The sequence below is a fragment of the Mesorhizobium sp. M8A.F.Ca.ET.218.01.1.1 genome, assembly GCF_004791165.1.
GTDB lineage: Bacteria > Pseudomonadota > Alphaproteobacteria > Rhizobiales > Rhizobiaceae > Mesorhizobium.
In genome coordinates this window covers 939,564-954,857 of sequence record NZ_SRUZ01000003.1, presented here as the reverse complement: position 1 = coordinate 954,857, position 15,294 = coordinate 939,564, and the positions used below count along the sequence as shown (strand labels likewise).

Annotated in this window: 18 protein-coding genes; 4 read left to right on the top strand and 14 right to left on the bottom strand. The window is 62.0% G+C overall.

The window, feature by feature from the left end; genetic code table 11:
- The 6 genes from EN861_RS16045 to eno all read right to left on the bottom strand — a co-directional run.
- Positions 1 to 931, bottom strand: a 931-nt coding sequence (locus tag EN861_RS16045) for a biotin/lipoyl-containing protein (protein ID WP_135867755.1), incomplete at its 3' end; no start/stop codon positions are given.
- A gap of 3 nt (positions 932 to 934) precedes the next feature.
- On the bottom strand, positions 935 to 1,222 hold the full coding sequence (locus tag EN861_RS16040; RefSeq protein ID WP_127280532.1) for a hypothetical protein: 288 nt from the start codon (positions 1,220 to 1,222) through the stop codon (positions 935 to 937).
- Between the two features lie 12 nt (positions 1,223 to 1,234).
- Entirely contained in the window at positions 1,235 to 2,635 is a 1,401-nt protein-coding gene (locus EN861_RS16035) for a pyruvate dehydrogenase complex E1 component subunit beta (RefSeq protein ID WP_127869334.1), read from the bottom strand.
- Between the two features lie 14 nt (positions 2,636 to 2,649).
- Positions 2,650 to 3,687: a pyruvate dehydrogenase (acetyl-transferring) E1 component subunit alpha gene (pdhA, locus tag EN861_RS16030; protein ID WP_127869335.1), complete on the bottom strand. Its 1,038-nt coding sequence runs from the start codon at positions 3,685 to 3,687 to the stop codon at positions 2,650 to 2,652.
- Between the two features lie 191 nt (positions 3,688 to 3,878).
- A complete protein-coding gene (locus EN861_RS16025; RefSeq protein ID WP_127280535.1) occupies positions 3,879 to 4,202 on the bottom strand; it encodes a septum formation initiator family protein in 324 nt (107 codons plus the stop codon).
- Positions 4,203 to 4,354: 152 nt separating this feature from the next.
- Positions 4,355 to 5,629, bottom strand: coding sequence for a phosphopyruvate hydratase (gene eno / locus EN861_RS16020; RefSeq protein WP_135867754.1), 1,275 nt, complete (start codon positions 5,627 to 5,629; stop codon positions 4,355 to 4,357).
- A gap of 201 nt (positions 5,630 to 5,830) precedes the next feature.
- Here eno and EN861_RS36650 point away from each other — a divergent pair, with 201 nt between their 5' ends.
- Positions 5,831 to 5,956 (top strand): hypothetical protein, encoded by a 126-nt coding sequence (locus EN861_RS36650; RefSeq protein ID WP_127281032.1) that lies wholly within the window; start codon positions 5,831 to 5,833, stop codon positions 5,954 to 5,956.
- Between the two features lie 56 nt (positions 5,957 to 6,012).
- On the opposite strand, the gene EN861_RS16010 is transcribed toward EN861_RS36650, so the two are convergent.
- The 6 genes from EN861_RS16010 to EN861_RS36645 form a co-directional block, all read right to left on the bottom strand.
- Positions 6,013 to 6,378 carry a PRC-barrel domain-containing protein gene (locus EN861_RS16010; protein ID WP_127281031.1) on the bottom strand — a complete coding sequence of 122 codons (366 nt, stop codon included), beginning with the start codon at positions 6,376 to 6,378 and terminating at the stop codon, positions 6,013 to 6,015.
- A gap of 83 nt (positions 6,379 to 6,461) precedes the next feature.
- A complete protein-coding gene (locus tag EN861_RS16005; protein WP_127281030.1) occupies positions 6,462 to 6,665 on the bottom strand; it encodes a dodecin family protein in 204 nt (67 codons plus the stop codon).
- Between the two features lie 85 nt (positions 6,666 to 6,750).
- Positions 6,751 to 7,611 (bottom strand): 3-deoxy-8-phosphooctulonate synthase, encoded by an 861-nt coding sequence (gene kdsA, locus EN861_RS16000; protein WP_127869339.1) that lies wholly within the window; start codon positions 7,609 to 7,611, stop codon positions 6,751 to 6,753.
- Entirely contained in the window at positions 7,608 to 8,495 is an 888-nt protein-coding gene (locus tag EN861_RS15995) for a VOC family protein (RefSeq protein WP_135867753.1), read from the bottom strand. Before EN861_RS15995 ends, kdsA begins: the two co-directional genes overlap by 4 nt.
- Positions 8,496 to 8,633: 138 nt before the next feature.
- On the bottom strand, positions 8,634 to 8,924 hold the full coding sequence (locus EN861_RS15990; protein WP_127280091.1) for a Dabb family protein: 291 nt from the start codon (positions 8,922 to 8,924) through the stop codon (positions 8,634 to 8,636).
- Positions 8,925 to 9,080: 156 nt separating this feature from the next.
- Positions 9,081 to 9,215, bottom strand: a complete 135-nt coding sequence (locus tag EN861_RS36645; protein WP_272482999.1) for a hypothetical protein — start codon at positions 9,213 to 9,215, stop codon at positions 9,081 to 9,083.
- Between the two features lie 43 nt (positions 9,216 to 9,258).
- Here EN861_RS36645 and EN861_RS36835 point away from each other — a divergent pair, with 43 nt between their 5' ends.
- Positions 9,259 to 9,408: a DUF1365 family protein gene (locus tag EN861_RS36835; protein WP_335930800.1), complete on the top strand. Its 150-nt coding sequence runs from the start codon at positions 9,259 to 9,261 to the stop codon at positions 9,406 to 9,408.
- 143 nt (positions 9,409 to 9,551) lie between these two features.
- On the top strand, positions 9,552 to 10,808 hold the full coding sequence (locus EN861_RS15985) for a cyclopropane-fatty-acyl-phospholipid synthase family protein (protein ID WP_127280092.1): 1,257 nt from the start codon (positions 9,552 to 9,554) through the stop codon (positions 10,806 to 10,808).
- Between the two features lie 181 nt (positions 10,809 to 10,989).
- On the opposite strand, the gene EN861_RS15980 is transcribed toward EN861_RS15985, so the two are convergent.
- Both EN861_RS15980 and EN861_RS15975 read right to left on the bottom strand, forming a co-directional pair.
- A complete protein-coding gene (locus EN861_RS15980) occupies positions 10,990 to 12,969 on the bottom strand; it encodes a bifunctional 2',3'-cyclic-nucleotide 2'-phosphodiesterase/3'-nucleotidase (RefSeq protein ID WP_135867752.1) in 1,980 nt (659 codons plus the stop codon).
- A 151-nt stretch (positions 12,970 to 13,120) separates the two neighbouring features.
- Positions 13,121 to 14,386: an NAD(P)/FAD-dependent oxidoreductase gene (locus EN861_RS15975; protein WP_135867751.1), complete on the bottom strand. Its 1,266-nt coding sequence runs from the start codon at positions 14,384 to 14,386 to the stop codon at positions 13,121 to 13,123.
- 164 nt (positions 14,387 to 14,550) lie between these two features.
- Between EN861_RS15975 and EN861_RS15970 the strand changes: the two genes are divergently transcribed.
- On the top strand, positions 14,551 to 15,201 hold the full coding sequence (locus EN861_RS15970; protein ID WP_127280883.1) for a 5-formyltetrahydrofolate cyclo-ligase: 651 nt from the start codon (positions 14,551 to 14,553) through the stop codon (positions 15,199 to 15,201).
- Positions 15,202 to 15,294: the final 93 nt, after the last annotated feature.

Below are 15,294 nucleotides of genomic sequence, written 5' to 3'. Positions count from 1 at the left end.
CCTTCAGCGCCATGGCCATCGCCTTGATCACCATGTCGTTGACCGACAGCTTGTAGGCGGGCGCCTCACCCTTGTCGGTCTTCTTCACCGGTGCCGCCGCATTGAGCTGCGTGCGCAGCGAAAGCAGCGCGTCGAGCTCGCAGTCGAGCGTCAGGTAGAAATGCGGGATGGTGGTCTTGGCCTCGACCAGGCGCCGCGCGATGGTCTTGCGCATATTGTCGTGCGGGACGAGTTCGTAAGAGCCTTGCTCGAACAGCTTCAGCACCTGATCGTCCGACATTGCCTTTACAGCCGGAGCAGCGGAAGGCGCACCAGCCGGAGCCTTGGCTGCCGGTGCTGCCTTGGCGCCGCCACCGGCGATCGCGGCGTCGACATCGGCCTTCACCACCCGGCCATGCGGACCGGTGCCGGTCACGGCCGACACATCGACCCCCGCCTCCTTGGCGATGCGGCGCGCGAGCGGCGACGCAAAGGTGCGCTCGGCCGATTGGCTGATCTCCCCCCTTGTGGGGGAGATGGCCGGCAGGCCAGAGGGGGGCGCCTCGCTCTTGGCTGCTGGAGGAACAGCGCCCCCCTCTGTCGACTTCGTCGACATCTCCCCCACGGGTGGGGAGATTGGCGCCCTGTCCTGCTTGGCCTCGGCTTTCGCCGGTGCGCCACCGCTTTTCGCGGCAGCGCCCGCATCTTCGCCTTCGGCGGCAAGCACGGCGATCAGCGCGTTGACCTTGACCCCTTCGGTTCCGGCCGGCACGACCAGCTTGGCGACAGTGCCCTCATCGACGGCTTCAACTTCCATCGTCGCCTTGTCGGTCTCGATCTCGGCAATGACATCGCCCGGCGAAACCTTGTCACCTTCCTTGACCAGCCATTTTGACAGATTGCCTTCTTCCATCGTGGGCGACAGGGCCGGCATGGTGATGTTGATAGGCATCGCTCACTCCTGGATGAATTTGAAAAGGCCGCGCATGACGGTCAGCGTGGCGACGATGAACACAGGTGGCAAGACACCGAAATGGTAGCTACCCTTGCCCATCTCGAGCGTCATCATGCTGCCGGTCTGGTCGACCTTTGCGGAAGCAGTTGCCACAATAGCAAGAACCAGCGACGCGGCACCGCTGAGCATCAACAGAACCGCATCGAACTTCCCCGTCATCGATCGCACGAGAAAGGCGACCACGACAGTGGGAACAATGATGGCTGCCAACGTCCAGAAAGACAGCATCCGCATTGCTCCCTAGCGATATGCGACGGCTTTGACGGCCTCGATGACCTCGCCGACATTCGGCAATGCCAGCCTTTCGAGGTTGGCCGCATAGGGCATCGGCACGTCCTTGCCGGCAATGGTGATGACCGGCGCGTCGAGGAAATCGAAGGCGCGTTGCGACACCTGGTTGGCGATATGGTCGCCGACCGAATTCTGCGGGTAGCCTTCTTCGACCACGACCAGCCGGTTGGTCTTCTTGACCGAGGCGATGACGGTGTCGAGATCGAGCGGACGGATGGTCCTGAGGTCGATGATCTCGGCGTCGATGCCCATGCCGCGCAGCTCGGCTTCCGCCTTGACCGCATAGGTCATGCCGATACCGAAGGAGACGATGGTGACATCCTTGCCCGTCTTGTGGATGCGCGCCTTGCCGATCGGCAGCACGAAGTCGTCCAGCTTCGGCACGTCGAAGGACTGGCCGTAGAGGATTTCGTTCTCGAGGAAGATGGTCGGGTTCGGATCGCGGATCGCCGCCTTGAGCAAGCCCTTGGCGTCGGCGGCCGTATACGGCATCACGACTTTCAGGCCTGGAATGTGGCTGTACCAGGCGGCATAGCACTGCGAGTGCTGTGCGGCGACACGGGCGGCCGCGCCGTTCGGCCCACGGAACACGATTGGCGCGCCCATCTGGCCGCCGGACATATAGAGCGTCTTGGCGGCCGAGTTGATGATCTGGTCGATCGCCTGCATGGCGAAGTTGAAGGTCATGAACTCGACGATCGGCTTGAGGCCCGCCATCGCAGCACCGACGCCGACGCCGGCAAAACCATGTTCGGTGATCGGCGTGTCGACGACGCGACGCGGCCCGAATTCCTGCAGCAGGCCCTGCGTGATCTTGTAGGCGCCCTGGTATTCGGCAACTTCCTCGCCCATGACGAAGACATCGCCGTCGCGGCGCATTTCCTCGGCCATGGCGTCGCGTAACGCTTCGCGCACTGTGGTTGAGACCATTTCGGTACCGGCGGGAATATCCGGATCGGCGGCGATTTCCGTTTTCGGTGCGGCCGCGACTGGTGCAGAGGCCGGCTTTGCCACCTCCGCCTTGTCCTCGGCCGGCGCTTCCGCCTTTGCCGGTACTTCCGCCTTGGCGGGAGCCGCCGCGGACTTGCCGACGTCGGCGGCGCTCTCGCCGTCCTGGAGCAGAACGGCGATCGGCGTGTTGACCTTGACGCCTTCGGTGCCGGCGGCGATCAGGATCTTGCCCAGCGTACCTTCGTCGACGGCTTCGACTTCCATCGTCGCCTTGTCGGTCTCGATCTCGGCGATGACGTCACCGGCGACGACCTTGTCGCCCTCGTTCTTCAACCACTTGGAAAGATTGCCCTCTTCCATGGTCGGCGAGAGAGCGGGCATGAGAATTTCGATCGGCATGTCCTGGCCCTCCCTTACAATACGATATCGGTCCAGAGCTCGGACGGATCCGGCTCGGCATCGTTCTGGGCAAATTCGGCGGCGTCGGCGACGATGTCGCGAACCTCCTTGTCGATGGTCTTGAGCTCGTCCTCGGTCGCCCACTTCTTCTCGATCAGCCGCGCCTTGACCTGCTCGATCGGGTCATGCTCGGAGCGCATCTTCTGCACTTCTTCCTTCGACCGGTATTTCGCAGGATCGGACATCGAGTGGCCGCGATAGCGGTAGGTCTGCATTTCGAGGATCAGCGGGCCATTGCCGGCGCGGCACCATTCGGTGGCGAGATCGCCGGCGGCCTTGACCGCGCGCACATCCATGCCGTCGACCTGGATGCCGGGAATCTTGAAGGAAGCGCCACGGTGCGAGAAGTCAGTCTCCGCTGAAGAGCGCGACACCGAGGTGCCCATGGCGTAGCGGTTGTTCTCGATGATGTAGATCACCGGCAGCTTCCACAGCGAGGCCATGTTGAAGCTCTCATAGACCTGGCCCTGGTTGGCTGCGCCGTCGCCGAAATAGGTCAGCGAGACATTGTTGTTGTCGCGGTAGCGGTTGGCGAAGGCCAGACCGGTGCCGAGCGACACCTGCGCGCCGACGATGCCGTGACCGCCATAGAAATGCTTCTCCTTGGAGAACATGTGCATGGAGCCGCCCTTGCCCCTGGACAAGCCGCCGCGGCGTCCGGTCAGCTCAGCCATCACGCCACGCGGCGAAAGCTCCATCGCCAGCATGTGGCCGTGATCGCGATAGGCCGTGATCATCTGGTCGCCGTCGATCAGCGCCATCTTCATGCCGGTGACGACCGCCTCCTGGCCAATGTAGAGGTGGCAGAAGCCGCCGATGAAGCCCATGCCATAGAGCTGGCCGGCCTTTTCCTCAAACCGGCGGATGAGCAGCATGTGCCGGTAGGCGGCAAGCTCTTCGTCCTTGGTGAAGTCAGCAGGCTTGGGTGCTGACAGGCCGGATTTGCCGTCGGATTTCGATTTGGCAGGCGCTTTTCTGGCTGCGGTGGCCATGCATCACTCCCTGTTGGCGTCTCTTTGCGGACACTGGAGCAAGATCAACCTGCTCCGGGGAGATCGCCCTCCCCTTCGATTTATGGGAGGCTAACACGTAGAAAGGCGTTCCGCCATGTCGAAATTGCATAGCTGGCATGCGCCTAAGCGATTAAAATCATTGAAAATATTGCTGATTAACCGAAAACCGGTTACTTCTCCGAAACCGGCAGCATGATGGTGATCTCGTCGGCCTGGGACAGATTAAGCGCTTTACGCGCCTGCTCATCGAGCATGTCCCTCTCCAGCGTGCCATCATGCATGAGCTTGACCCGCCGTTCGAGTTCCATCCTGCGCGCCCTGATCGCCTCGAGCTGACCCTGCAGCGCGACCGTTTCGGCCTCCAGCTTGTATTTGGAATTGATACCGAATTCGCCGTGATAAGCGTGAAAGCCGAAATAGGCCAGGAACACCACGCACAGCGAAGGAATGATCAGCCGCCCGGTATTTCTCTGCTTGTGCTGACGCGTCCACATGACCGATTCCCCGTGGCCGCGAACTCAAACGGCTCGACGCCTTTTTCGCCTGATTGTGCTTAACGGACGGTTACGGGCGGCGGCCCAGCCCAGCCTGAAATGAAAAAGGGCGGGATGTCCCGCCCTTTCGATACCAAAGATGCGCGGCCGGATCAGCTCTTGATCACCGACTTGCCGGCGTAGCGCGCTTGCTTGCCGAGTTCTTCCTCGATGCGGATCAGTTGGTTGTATTTGGCCATGCGGTCGGAGCGCGACAGCGAGCCGGTCTTGATCTGCCCGCAATTGGTGGCGACGGCGAGATCGGCGATGGTCGAATCCTCGGTCTCGCCCGAACGGTGCGACATGACGGCGGTGTAGGCTGCCTTGTGCGCGGTCTCGACCGCGTCGAGCGTCTCGGTCAGCGAGCCGATCTGGTTGACCTTGACCAGGATCGAATTGGCAACGCCCATGCGGATGCCGTCGCGCAACCGCGCCGTGTTGGTGACGAAAAGATCGTCGCCGACAAGCTGCGTCTTCTTGCCGATCAGGTCGGTCAGGTATTTCCAGCCTTCCCAGTCATCTTCGGCAAGGCCGTCCTCGATCGAGATGATCGGGTAATCGGCGGCGAGCTTGGCGAGGTACTTGGCCTGCGCCTTGGGATCGCGTGTCTTCTTCTCACCCTCATAGACGTAGTTGCCGTCCTTGAAGAATTCGGTCGCGGCGCAATCGAGGCCGAGCGCGATCTCTTCGCCCGGCTTGAAACCGGCCTTCTCGATCGATTCCATGATGAAATCGAGCGCCACCGGCGCGCTCTTCAGGTTCGGCGCGAAGCCGCCCTCGTCGCCGACATTGGTGTTGTGGCCGGCATCCTTCAGCTTCTTGCGCAGCGTGTGGAAGACTTCCGAACCCCAGCGCACGCCTTCACGCAGCGTCGGCGCGCCGACCGGCAGGATCATGAATTCCTGGAAGTCGATCGGATTGTCGGCATGCGCGCCACCATTGATGATGTTCATCATCGGCACGGGCAGGATATGCGCCTTTGTGCCGCCGACATAGCGATAGAGCGGCAGGCCGGCGGCATCGGCCGCGGCTTTCGCCACCGCCAGCGAAACGCCCAGAATGGCGTTGGCGCCGAGCCGGCTCTTGTTAGGCGTGCCGTCAAGCTCGATCATGATCTGATCGATATGGATCTGGTTTTCGGCTTCCATGCCGCCGATCGCCTCGAACAGTTCGCCGTTGACCGCTTCGACGGCCTTGAGCACGCCCTTACCGAGGTAGCGGGCGCCGCCGTCGCGCAGTTCGACGGCCTCATGGGCGCCGGTCGAGGCGCCCGACGGTACCGCGGCGCGGCCCATTGAACCGTCTTCGAGAACGACATCGACCTCGACGGTCGGGTTTCCGCGGCTGTCCAGGATTTCACGCCCGACAATATCGATGATGGCGGTCATTGCGATGTCCTCGATTTGATCTGGAGAAAACGTCGCGCCCGTCTTAGCCAAAGCGACGCAAAAGGCAATCGGGCCCTGGCCGAATATTGCCGCCCGCGCGATTCACGAAGCGCAAGTTTCTGTCATCATAAGTCATGCCACAAGGGGCGCATTCCGGGTTAAGGCTGTTGTCGCGCGGGGCGAAACAGGAGGAGTTTCGCCATGTCCGAGTTGAGCGGTATCGTCAGTCTGTTCCTGATCGCGGCGGCGTTCCTGACGTCGTGCGACAATCAGCAGCCACCGCCAAAGGCCATTGCGCCTTTGCCGGCCTTGCACATTAGCGAGTAGCGTTGCCTCGAATCGAAAAGGGGGCCGTCGAAACGGCCCCCTTTTCGGTTGTGGCGTCAGTGCCAGTAGGGCGTAACCTTATAATATTCGTAGGACTCGTCGCGCACGCTCTCGCCATCGGCGCCGGCCAACTCGTTGATCGAATGGGCGGGCGCTGCCTTCAGCTGTTCCTTGGTGAAGGGTACGACATAGCCGCCCTTGTCCTCGTCGTAGTCGAGGCTCGCCCAGGGAATGGCATGGTACTTCTCGGCAATACCGAGAAAGCCGCCAAATCCGATCACCGCGAACATGATGCCGTTCGACGTCTTATCGAGCATGACGTCCTCGATGCTGCCGATGCCGTCGCCTTGGGTATTGTAGACGGTAGTGCCGATCACTCGCGAAGCGGCAATGGCTTCGGTGTGGCCTGTTTGCGTTGTCATTGTTTGCTCCTCGTTGTCGTTAATCTGCACTTTGACAATGAGGCGCGCGGGCGAAAGTTCCCGACTTTTTGGCGGCTGCCCGATCACTCCGCGAGGATGAAAGTCACCTTCATGTTGACGCGATAGGCCGCGATCTTGCCGTCCACGACAACGATCTTCTGATCCTGGATCCAGGCCCCTTCGACATTCTTCAGGGTTTTGGCGGCGCGGGCGATTCCTTGCTCGATGGCGTCCTGAAAGCTCTTCTTCGACGATGAGGTGATTTCGGTGACGCGGGCGACGGACATGGCTTCCTCCTGCCAAAACGCTCATTTGCCTGCCGAGCGTACAACTGGCCCCTGGCAACCACAAGCACGGGCAGAAAGCCTAGGATTAGTGGCCCTTCGCTACCCGGTCCAACGCCATCAGCTTTTCGAGCAGCGCCGGCATATCTTTCAGCGGCACCATGTTCGGACCGTCGGAGGAGGTCGAATTGTCGGGGTCCTGATGAGTCTCGATAAAGACGCCGGCAACGCCGACGGCAACGGCCGCGCGGGCCAGCGTCTCGACAAAGCGGCGCTCCCCGCCAGACGACCCGCCCTGCCCGCCCGGCTGCTGCACCGAATGGGTGGCGTCGAAGATCACCGGCGCGCCGATCTCGGCCATGATAGGCAGAGCGCGCATATCCGACACCAGTGTATTGTAGCCGAAAGAAGCACCGCGCTCGGTGGTCAGCACATTGGCATTGCCGGAACCGGTGATCTTGGCGACCACGTTCTTCATGTCCCAGGGGGCGAGGAACTGTCCTTTCTTCACATTGATGACCTTGCCCGTCCTCGCGGCGGCGACCAGCATGTCGGTCTGGCGCGACAGGAAGGCCGGTATCTGCAGCACATCGACATGCGGTGCAACGATGGCGCACTGCTCCTCCGTGTGAACGTCGGTCAGCACCGGCAGCGAGAATTCCTTTCGCAACTCGTCGAACACGGGAAGTGCGGCGTCCATGCCGGCACCGCGCGTCGCCGACAGCGAGGTGCGGTTGGCCTTGTCGTAGCTGGTCTTGTAGACGAGGCCGATGCCGAGCCTGCCGGTCAGCTCCTTCAGCGCACCGGCCATGTCGAAGGCGTGTTGGCGCGATTCGAACTGGCACGGGCCAGCGATCAGCGCCAAGGGTGCCGCATTGTCGAAGATGACATTGCCGACCGTTACCGAAGAATTGGGCGCCGTCGAATTTGGTGCTTGGGACTTGCTCATTTGGTCTCCCGGAAGATGAAAGCCGCGCCTTGGCCGGCTGCCGGCGGCACGACAATGTCGGTGCCCGCTATATCGTGCTGGATTGAGTTGGCTGCAAGCAGCCTCGCAGCGGCATCGGCGCTTCGGATCGCAAATACCACGGCGGCGAAACGAAGCTCCGTCGCCGGGCCGGTCGGGATGCCAAAGCGCGCGGCGTAAGACGCGGGATCGAGCACACGCAATGTTGCGTTCGGCAAGGCGAACGCGCCGTCCGGACCGCCGGCGGACGGTTCATTGACCGCCACCGCGATCAGCCTGTGCTGTTCGGAGGGCGCACTGCTGATTGCAATCACCTCGACGACCCCATCGACGCCGTTGGGATGAGCCTGCAAGGCCGCGCGGTCCACTTTCGGCGCGTTGATGCGCTGGCAGGCAAAAAGAAAAGCGTCCCTGGCATGATTGGCCGAAGCAAAAGCGAGCTTGAACGAGGCGGTATCGCTTTTGCCAGCCGTGTCGGTGAAGGCTCGCGAGAAGCTCAGCGTGTCTCCCGCCGACAGGCCGGCTTCGACATAGCGTTCATGGTCGTCATCGGCATTGTCAGTGCCAAGAACCACCGCGGAAAATCCCTCGTTACCAAGGCTTTCGCGATAGAGGCGATCGCGCGCAACGAAGACGTTGCCCTCGGCGGCAGCCTCCGTCGCAGCCTGTTCGCTGCCAATCACGAGCGGCTCCAGATAGGTGCCGTCGGCAAGGAACACGCAGCAGTTTTCCGTGCCAAAGGGATGGATGCCGGTCGGAGCGACGACGAAGCCCAGCGCGGTGAGCCGGATCCGCGCGGTGTCGACGGTCTGCGTCGGCAGAACCAGATGATCGAGCGGATGAATGGCTGATGTGGTTGGGGTCATGCAGGCGCGATGTGCATCATTCCGAAGGTCGGTTCAAGACTTGATCGCAATGCCGCCGGCGGCGGCGCATGGTTCGCACAGCACGCTCTATCGGGAAAGTCGCCGCTGCAAACGGCACCTTCTGGAGCAGGCGCCGGATCAGCGTCCGGCCACGACATCGGCCGAATAACGCAGCTCGCGCAATGGTTTGACCTTGCTGGTGGTCCGCGCATAGAGCGGGTGCGCCTTGTAGGCTGCCAGCGCCGCGTCATCGGCGAATTCCGCGTAAACGACGACATCGACTTCATCCGACAGCGGGTCGACCTTGGTGTTCAGCGTGACCTCGAAGAGGCTGCAATGAGGAATGTCGCCGAGCGCCAGCAGCCCGGTACGAACAGCTTCCACATCTTCCTTGCGCCGCGCGCTGAAGAAAACGATATGCCGGATCAATCCCGCCTCCTCGATCTGAATGTCGGGGTCTTTTGTGACGGCGGTCCCTTTGCGTCAACCGGTCATGGCGCCACGCGTCCTTGCGACGCGCCTCGATCGGTGCTGGACCTCGGTTCGCGCGGATCAGGGATGAAGCGCCGGCCTGCCCAGGGACGTCTAGGCCTTGCCGGTGACGTAGCGCACCGCATGGGAAACTTCCCTGACCGCGACGTCGAGATACCGGCCTTGATTGTAGAGACCGTCCCAGATCAGGAAGAACGCGATGGCGGCAATCACGATTACATAACGCATGGCTAAAGCTATCGCACAAGCGATGCGGCTGCCATAGGCGTTTTTGATTTCGGGCCGCAGCGGCCTGACGCAGGGCGGCAGATGCCGGGCGCCGCGTGGCACAGTCCAGCTCTCGGCATGCCTCTTGAAGTTCCCCCTCATGGCGTGGAAGATTGTGGCAGGCATTCACTGGGAAGCGCTGAAGCTCTGCTAAGGGGCGCGCGCTTTCGTTCGAGCCCGCCTGCCGTCGAACCCGCAGCTGCCGGGACCAGGCAACGGTGTTTGAACCCGGCGGATGATCCAAGAGAACCGTGGCTTGGCAATTGCGCCGACAGCACGGAGATCCAGGGGCATGGAATGGCACACGGGGAACATCATGGCATAGCGCCGGGCGACGCGGTCAGGCTCGACGAATTCAATTTCGCCGAGATCGTCAAGGGCCTGCCGGCCAAGGCGCGCATGGTGCTGTCGGCGGCCATGAACCTGCCGCGTGGTTCGCTGAAAGTCAGGATGCCGGACGGCCGTGCCGTCCTCGTCGGCGGCAAGGCGCCAGGCCCCGACGCCGAACTTGTGCTCAAGAACTGGCGTCTGCCGGGCCGCGCCTTTTCCGGCGGCACGATCGGCGTTGCCGAATCCTATATGGACGGCGATTGGGAAAGCCCTGACGTCACCAGCTTCCTCGAACTGTTCGTGGTCAATTCGGCGATCGGCGAACGCGTCGCGGGCGGCGCCAGTTGGCTCATCAACACGGCCCAGCGCATCCGCCACTGGTTCAACGAGAACACACGCAAAGGGTCAAAGCGCAATATCTCGGCGCATTACGATCTCGGCAACGCCTTCTACAAGGAATGGCTCGACCCGAGCATGACCTATTCCTCGGCGCTTTACGCCAATGGCGCCAATGATCTCGAGAGCGCCCAGGCCGCCAAATACCGGGCGCTGGCCAGGGATACGGGCATCGGCGGAAAGGATCACGTGCTGGAGATAGGTTGCGGCTGGGGCGGCTTTGCCGAGTTCGCGGCACGCGAAATCGGCTGCCGGGTTACCGGATTGACCATCAGCCGCGAGCAGCACGATTTCGCCAAGGCACGCATCGCCAAGGCCGGGCTTGCCGACAAGGTCGACATCAAGTTGCAGGATTACCGTGATGAAACCGGGACCTACGATCGCATCGCCTCGATCGAGATGTTCGAGGCGGTCGGCGAGAAATACTGGCCGGTATTCTTCTCCAAGATGAAGGCCTGCCTGAAGCCCGGCGGCACCGCGGGCCTGCAGATCATCACCATCAACGAAGCCGCCTACGACACCTATCGCGCCAGGCCGGATTTCATCCAGCGCTACGTCTTCCCGGGCGGCATGCTGCCGACGCCGTCCATCCTGAAGTCGCTTGGCGCCGCGCACGGCCTTGCCCATTTACGCGAACACGTTTTCCCCGAGGACTATGCCCGCACGCTTGCCGAATGGCGCCAGCGTTTCCGGGGGTCGTGGGAGAAGATCGTGCCGCTCGGCTTCGACGACCGTTTCAAGAAGCTCTGGGAATTCTACCTGCATTATTGCGAGGCCGGTTTCCGCACCAGCTATATCGACGTGCGCCAGGTGGTCTACAAGGCGTAGGCTGGGGACAGCGATCTCATCGACAACACCCGGACATCGACCATCCACGAGGTCCATGCACCCGCGGGGATGAGGCTCTTGACCGTGCCGAGCGATCCGACTGCTCCTCCCTCGCTATGGCGAGGTCATCTTCCGCACGGGGATGCGGCCAAGACCGGCCGCATCCAGCCCTGATAGTCGATCAGAGAAGGATGCGGTATCGGGCGAAACCAGATTCGCCCTCGCCCACCGGCTCGATCTTGAGCGACTTCACATCGGCGATGAAGTCCTTTGCCTTGACGCCTGTCTCGAAGACGACGCTGCTTCCTGGCAGCGGCGCGAACGACCAGTTGCCATCCGCCGACGGGTTGATGGTGGCTTGGCTGACGACGTAGCGGACGATGACGTCGCGGTTGGTGTCCGGCGCTTCGTAGATGATCTTCGAGGCATTGATGTCGGGAAAGTTGCCACCGCCGCCGGCACGGTAGTTGTTGGTCGCAACGACGAATTTCGCTGCTGGATCAATCGGTTTGCCGTCGAATTTCAGGTCGACAATGCGATTGGAACCGGCATTGGCGACGGCGCCCTTGGCATCGTATTTCGGTGGCTGCGACAAATCTATTTTGTAGGTTACGCCATCTATGACGTCGAAATTATAGGATGGGAATTCGGTGTCGATCAGCGGCTGGTCGGCTTTTCCTGCCTCGATTTTCTTGAAGATGCCGGCCGACATCTCCAGCCATTCCTTGACCTGGGCACCCGTGATCTCAACCGCGCGAACCGTGTTCGGATAGAGATAGAGGTCGGCGACGTTCTTGATTGCGACATCGCCCACCGGCACGTCGGTGTAGTAGTCGGCGCCGTTGCGCCCGCCGGCCTTGAAGGGCGCCGCCGCCGATAACATCGGCACGTCCTTCCACTGGGTGCTCTTCAGGATATCCTTGAGATACCAGCTCTGCGCCTGGTTGACGATCTGCACCGAAGGATCATCGGCCACCAGCGCGAAATAGGAATAGAGCGGCGCCGAGGTCTTGCCGACAGGGCGGCGCACATAGGCGAGCGTCGCCTGGTGGTCCTGCTCGAGAGCAGCGATGATGCGCTTGTCGTCGGCGACAGTCGGCTTGTTCTTGTTGTCGACACGCTCGAAGATCGGCCGCGCCTCCGAGGTCGCCGAGACCACTTTCCACTTCGACCCATCGCGTTCCAGCATCAGGTCGATCAGGCCCATATGCGAGCCCCAGAAACCGCCCATGACGGCGGGCTTGCCCTGCAGCGTACCCTTCTGTGTATCAACGCCCTCGAGCCCCTGGAAATCCTTCTTGCCGGGAAAGACCAGGTGCTGGTGGCCGGTGAAGACCGCGTCGATGCCTTCGACGCCGGCGACGAAGAACGAGGCGTTCTCCATCATGTCACCCTGCTTGACGTCGATGCCGGAATGCGAGAGCGCGATGACGATGTCGGCGCCCTCCTCCTTCATCTGCGGCACCCAGGCCTTCGCCGCTTCGACGATGTCGCGCGTCTTGACGTTGCCTTCGAGATTCTTGAGATCCCAGACCATGACCTGCGGCGGTACGAAGCCGATGATGCCGATTTTGATCGGTTGCTCGGTGCCTGAACCGTCCTTGATCTTCTTGTCCAGGATTATGTAGGGCTTGAGGTAGAGCTTGTCGTCGCGCGGATTGGCGGCAAGCTCGGTGCCCCGGATCAGATTGGCGCAGACGAACGGGAAATTGGCGCCGGCCAGTACCTTGTCCAGGAAGGACAGGCCGTAGTTGAACTCGTGGTTGCCAAGTGTCGAACACTCGTAACCGAGCAGGTTCATGCCTTTCATGATCGGATGGAGATCGCCCTCCTTCAGGCCCTTCTCATAGGCAATGTAGTCGCCCATCGGGTTGCCCTGCAAAAGGTCGCCATTGTCGATCAGCATCGAATTGGCGGCTTCCTTGCGCACCGCGTCGATGAGGGACGCCGTGCGCGACAGGCCCATCGTGTCATTGGCTTTGTCGGCGTAATAATCATAGGGCAGCACGTTCACATGGATATCGGTGGTCTCCATGATCCTCAGATGCGCCTGGTTGGCCTGCGCACGGGCGGAGAAGGGATGAAGCATGATCAGCGCCCCTGTGGCGGCGACCCCCGCAAGGAGACCACGGCGAGAGACGGGATGGAGCAGTTGCGACATGTTTTCTCCTTCTTCGACGACCTGACATGCCCCTGCCCCGAAGCGAACTTCGCGCTGAAATCGGCTCAAGTCCACTCAAGAAGTCGCGCGCATCGGCACGCCAATCCATCAGCAACAGATGACGGCCGGATGAAAGGCTCGGTGAAGAAAGTCAGGTCTTGTCGTCGTCGCCCTGGGTAATCAGCCGGGCGCTGCGCTGGCCCGTGACATAGATCCATAGCCAGCTCAGCGAAACGGCAAGCCGGTTGCGGAAACCGATCAGGAAATAGATATGCGCAATGCCCCACAGCCACCAGGCGAGCCAGCCGGTCAGCTTGATCCAGCCGAAATCGATCGCGGCGGCGCGCTTGCCGATCGTCGCCAGATCACCGGCATGCTTGTAGTGGAAAGGCCGCGGCCCCGTGTCGCCGGCAAGCCTGGCCCTGACGGTCGCGGCAACATGGCGGCCCTCCTGCTTGGCGGAAGGCGCCACGCCGGGCACCGGCCGCCCGTCGGGCCGCAGCACAAGGGCGGCGTCGCCGATGACAAAAATCTCCGGGCTGCCGGGCACGCTGAGATCAGGCTCGACCAATACCCTGCCGGCCCGGTCCGCGTTCGCGCCCAGCCATTCAGCGGCGGGCGAAGCGGCAACGCCGGCTGCCCACAGGATCGTGCGGGCCGGCAGAACGGTATCGCCAAAAACCACGCCTTCGGCATCGCAGCGCGTAACGGCCCGGCCAAGCTCGACCACAACACCAAGCCGCTCCAGCGCCTTCACGGCATAATTGGAGAGCTTCGGCGCGAAATTGGCCAGGATGCTGTCGCCGGCCTCGATCAGCACCACGCGCGTCTGGCGCGTGTCGATGTTGCGGAATTCGCCGCGCAGCGTGTCATGCGCCAGTTCGGCAATGGTTCCGGCAAGTTCGACGCCGGTCGGCCCGCCGCCGACGATGGCAATGGTCAGCAGCGCCTGGCGCCTGGCAGGGTCGGGTTCCCGTTCCGCCTGCTCGAAGGCCAGAAGGATGCGGCGCCGAATGGTGGTGGCGTCCTCCAGCGTCTTCAGGCCCGGCGCGAAAGGCTCCCATTCGTCATGGCCGAAATAGGCGTGCCGCGCGCCGGTGGCGAGCACCAGCGTGTCGTAGGCGACGGCGCTGCCATCATCGAGCACAACACGTTTGCCGGTCCGGTCTACTCCTGTGACATTGGCCAGCAGCGTGGTCACATCCTTGCGCTTGCGCAGGAGATGGCGGATCGGCCAGGCCACCTCCGAGGTCGCCAGCGCCGTGGTTGCCACCTGATAGAGCAGCGGCTGGAACAGATGATGGTTGCGCTTGTCGATCATGGTGATGCGCACCGGCGCGCCAGCCAGCGCGCGGGTGAATTCGAGGCCGCCGAACCCGGCGCCGACGACGACGAGATGATGTCTGGCATCGCTCATTTCATCACCCCTGATGGGCAAGATTGCCTGCCCTGGATGTAGGTGTTTTTGTGCAATGCAACAATGGCAGGACAGTGCCCGAGACTCGTCGTTCCATGTCGTGAACGCACATGTTGTATCGTATCGCGAGGTATAGCGTCATCGAACACGAGATGAGGTGAGGCATGACCAACGATCATGAGGACGAAGGACCGGCGCAGTATTCTTCGCCGCCCTGCTTCATGCATGAACTCGATCCCGCGTTCCAGGCACCACTCAGCGACTGGACCGACGTGAGACGCTGGCGAAAGGCCGAGCGTGAACGCCTGATCGCGGCGCGCCTTGCCGTTTCCGCCGATGCCCGAACCGCAATGTCGCGGCGCATCGCGGAAGGCCTCGACACGATCATCGGTGACATAGCGGGCCGGATGGTCAGCCTTTACTGGCCGTTTCGGGGCGAGCCGGATTTACGGCCATGGATGGCGTCTATCAACGAACGCGATGGCCGCACCGCGCTGCCCATCGTCGTCGAAAAGGGTCAACCGTTGATCTTCCGCGCCTACAAACCGGGCGACCGGTTGGAAAAAGGCGTCTGGAACATCCCGATCCCGGCCGAAGGCGATCCGGTACTGCCGGACATCGTCATCTCGCCCATTGTCGGCATCGATCCGGCAAGCTATCGGCTGGGCTATGGCGGCGGCTTCTTCGACCGCACGCTGGCCGCCATGCCGTTCAAGCCGCTGGTCATCGGCGTTGGCTACGAATTGCAGCGCATCGCGACCATCTATCCGCAACCTCACGACATCCCGATGGATCGGATCGTGACGGAGGCGTAAGAGCCTGTTTGGTCCAATGAGACCGGTCGGATTTCTGGTTACCCCGCGCGGAAGCAGCGCAAATGTCACGTGACAAAAATCCGACTTGGTCGA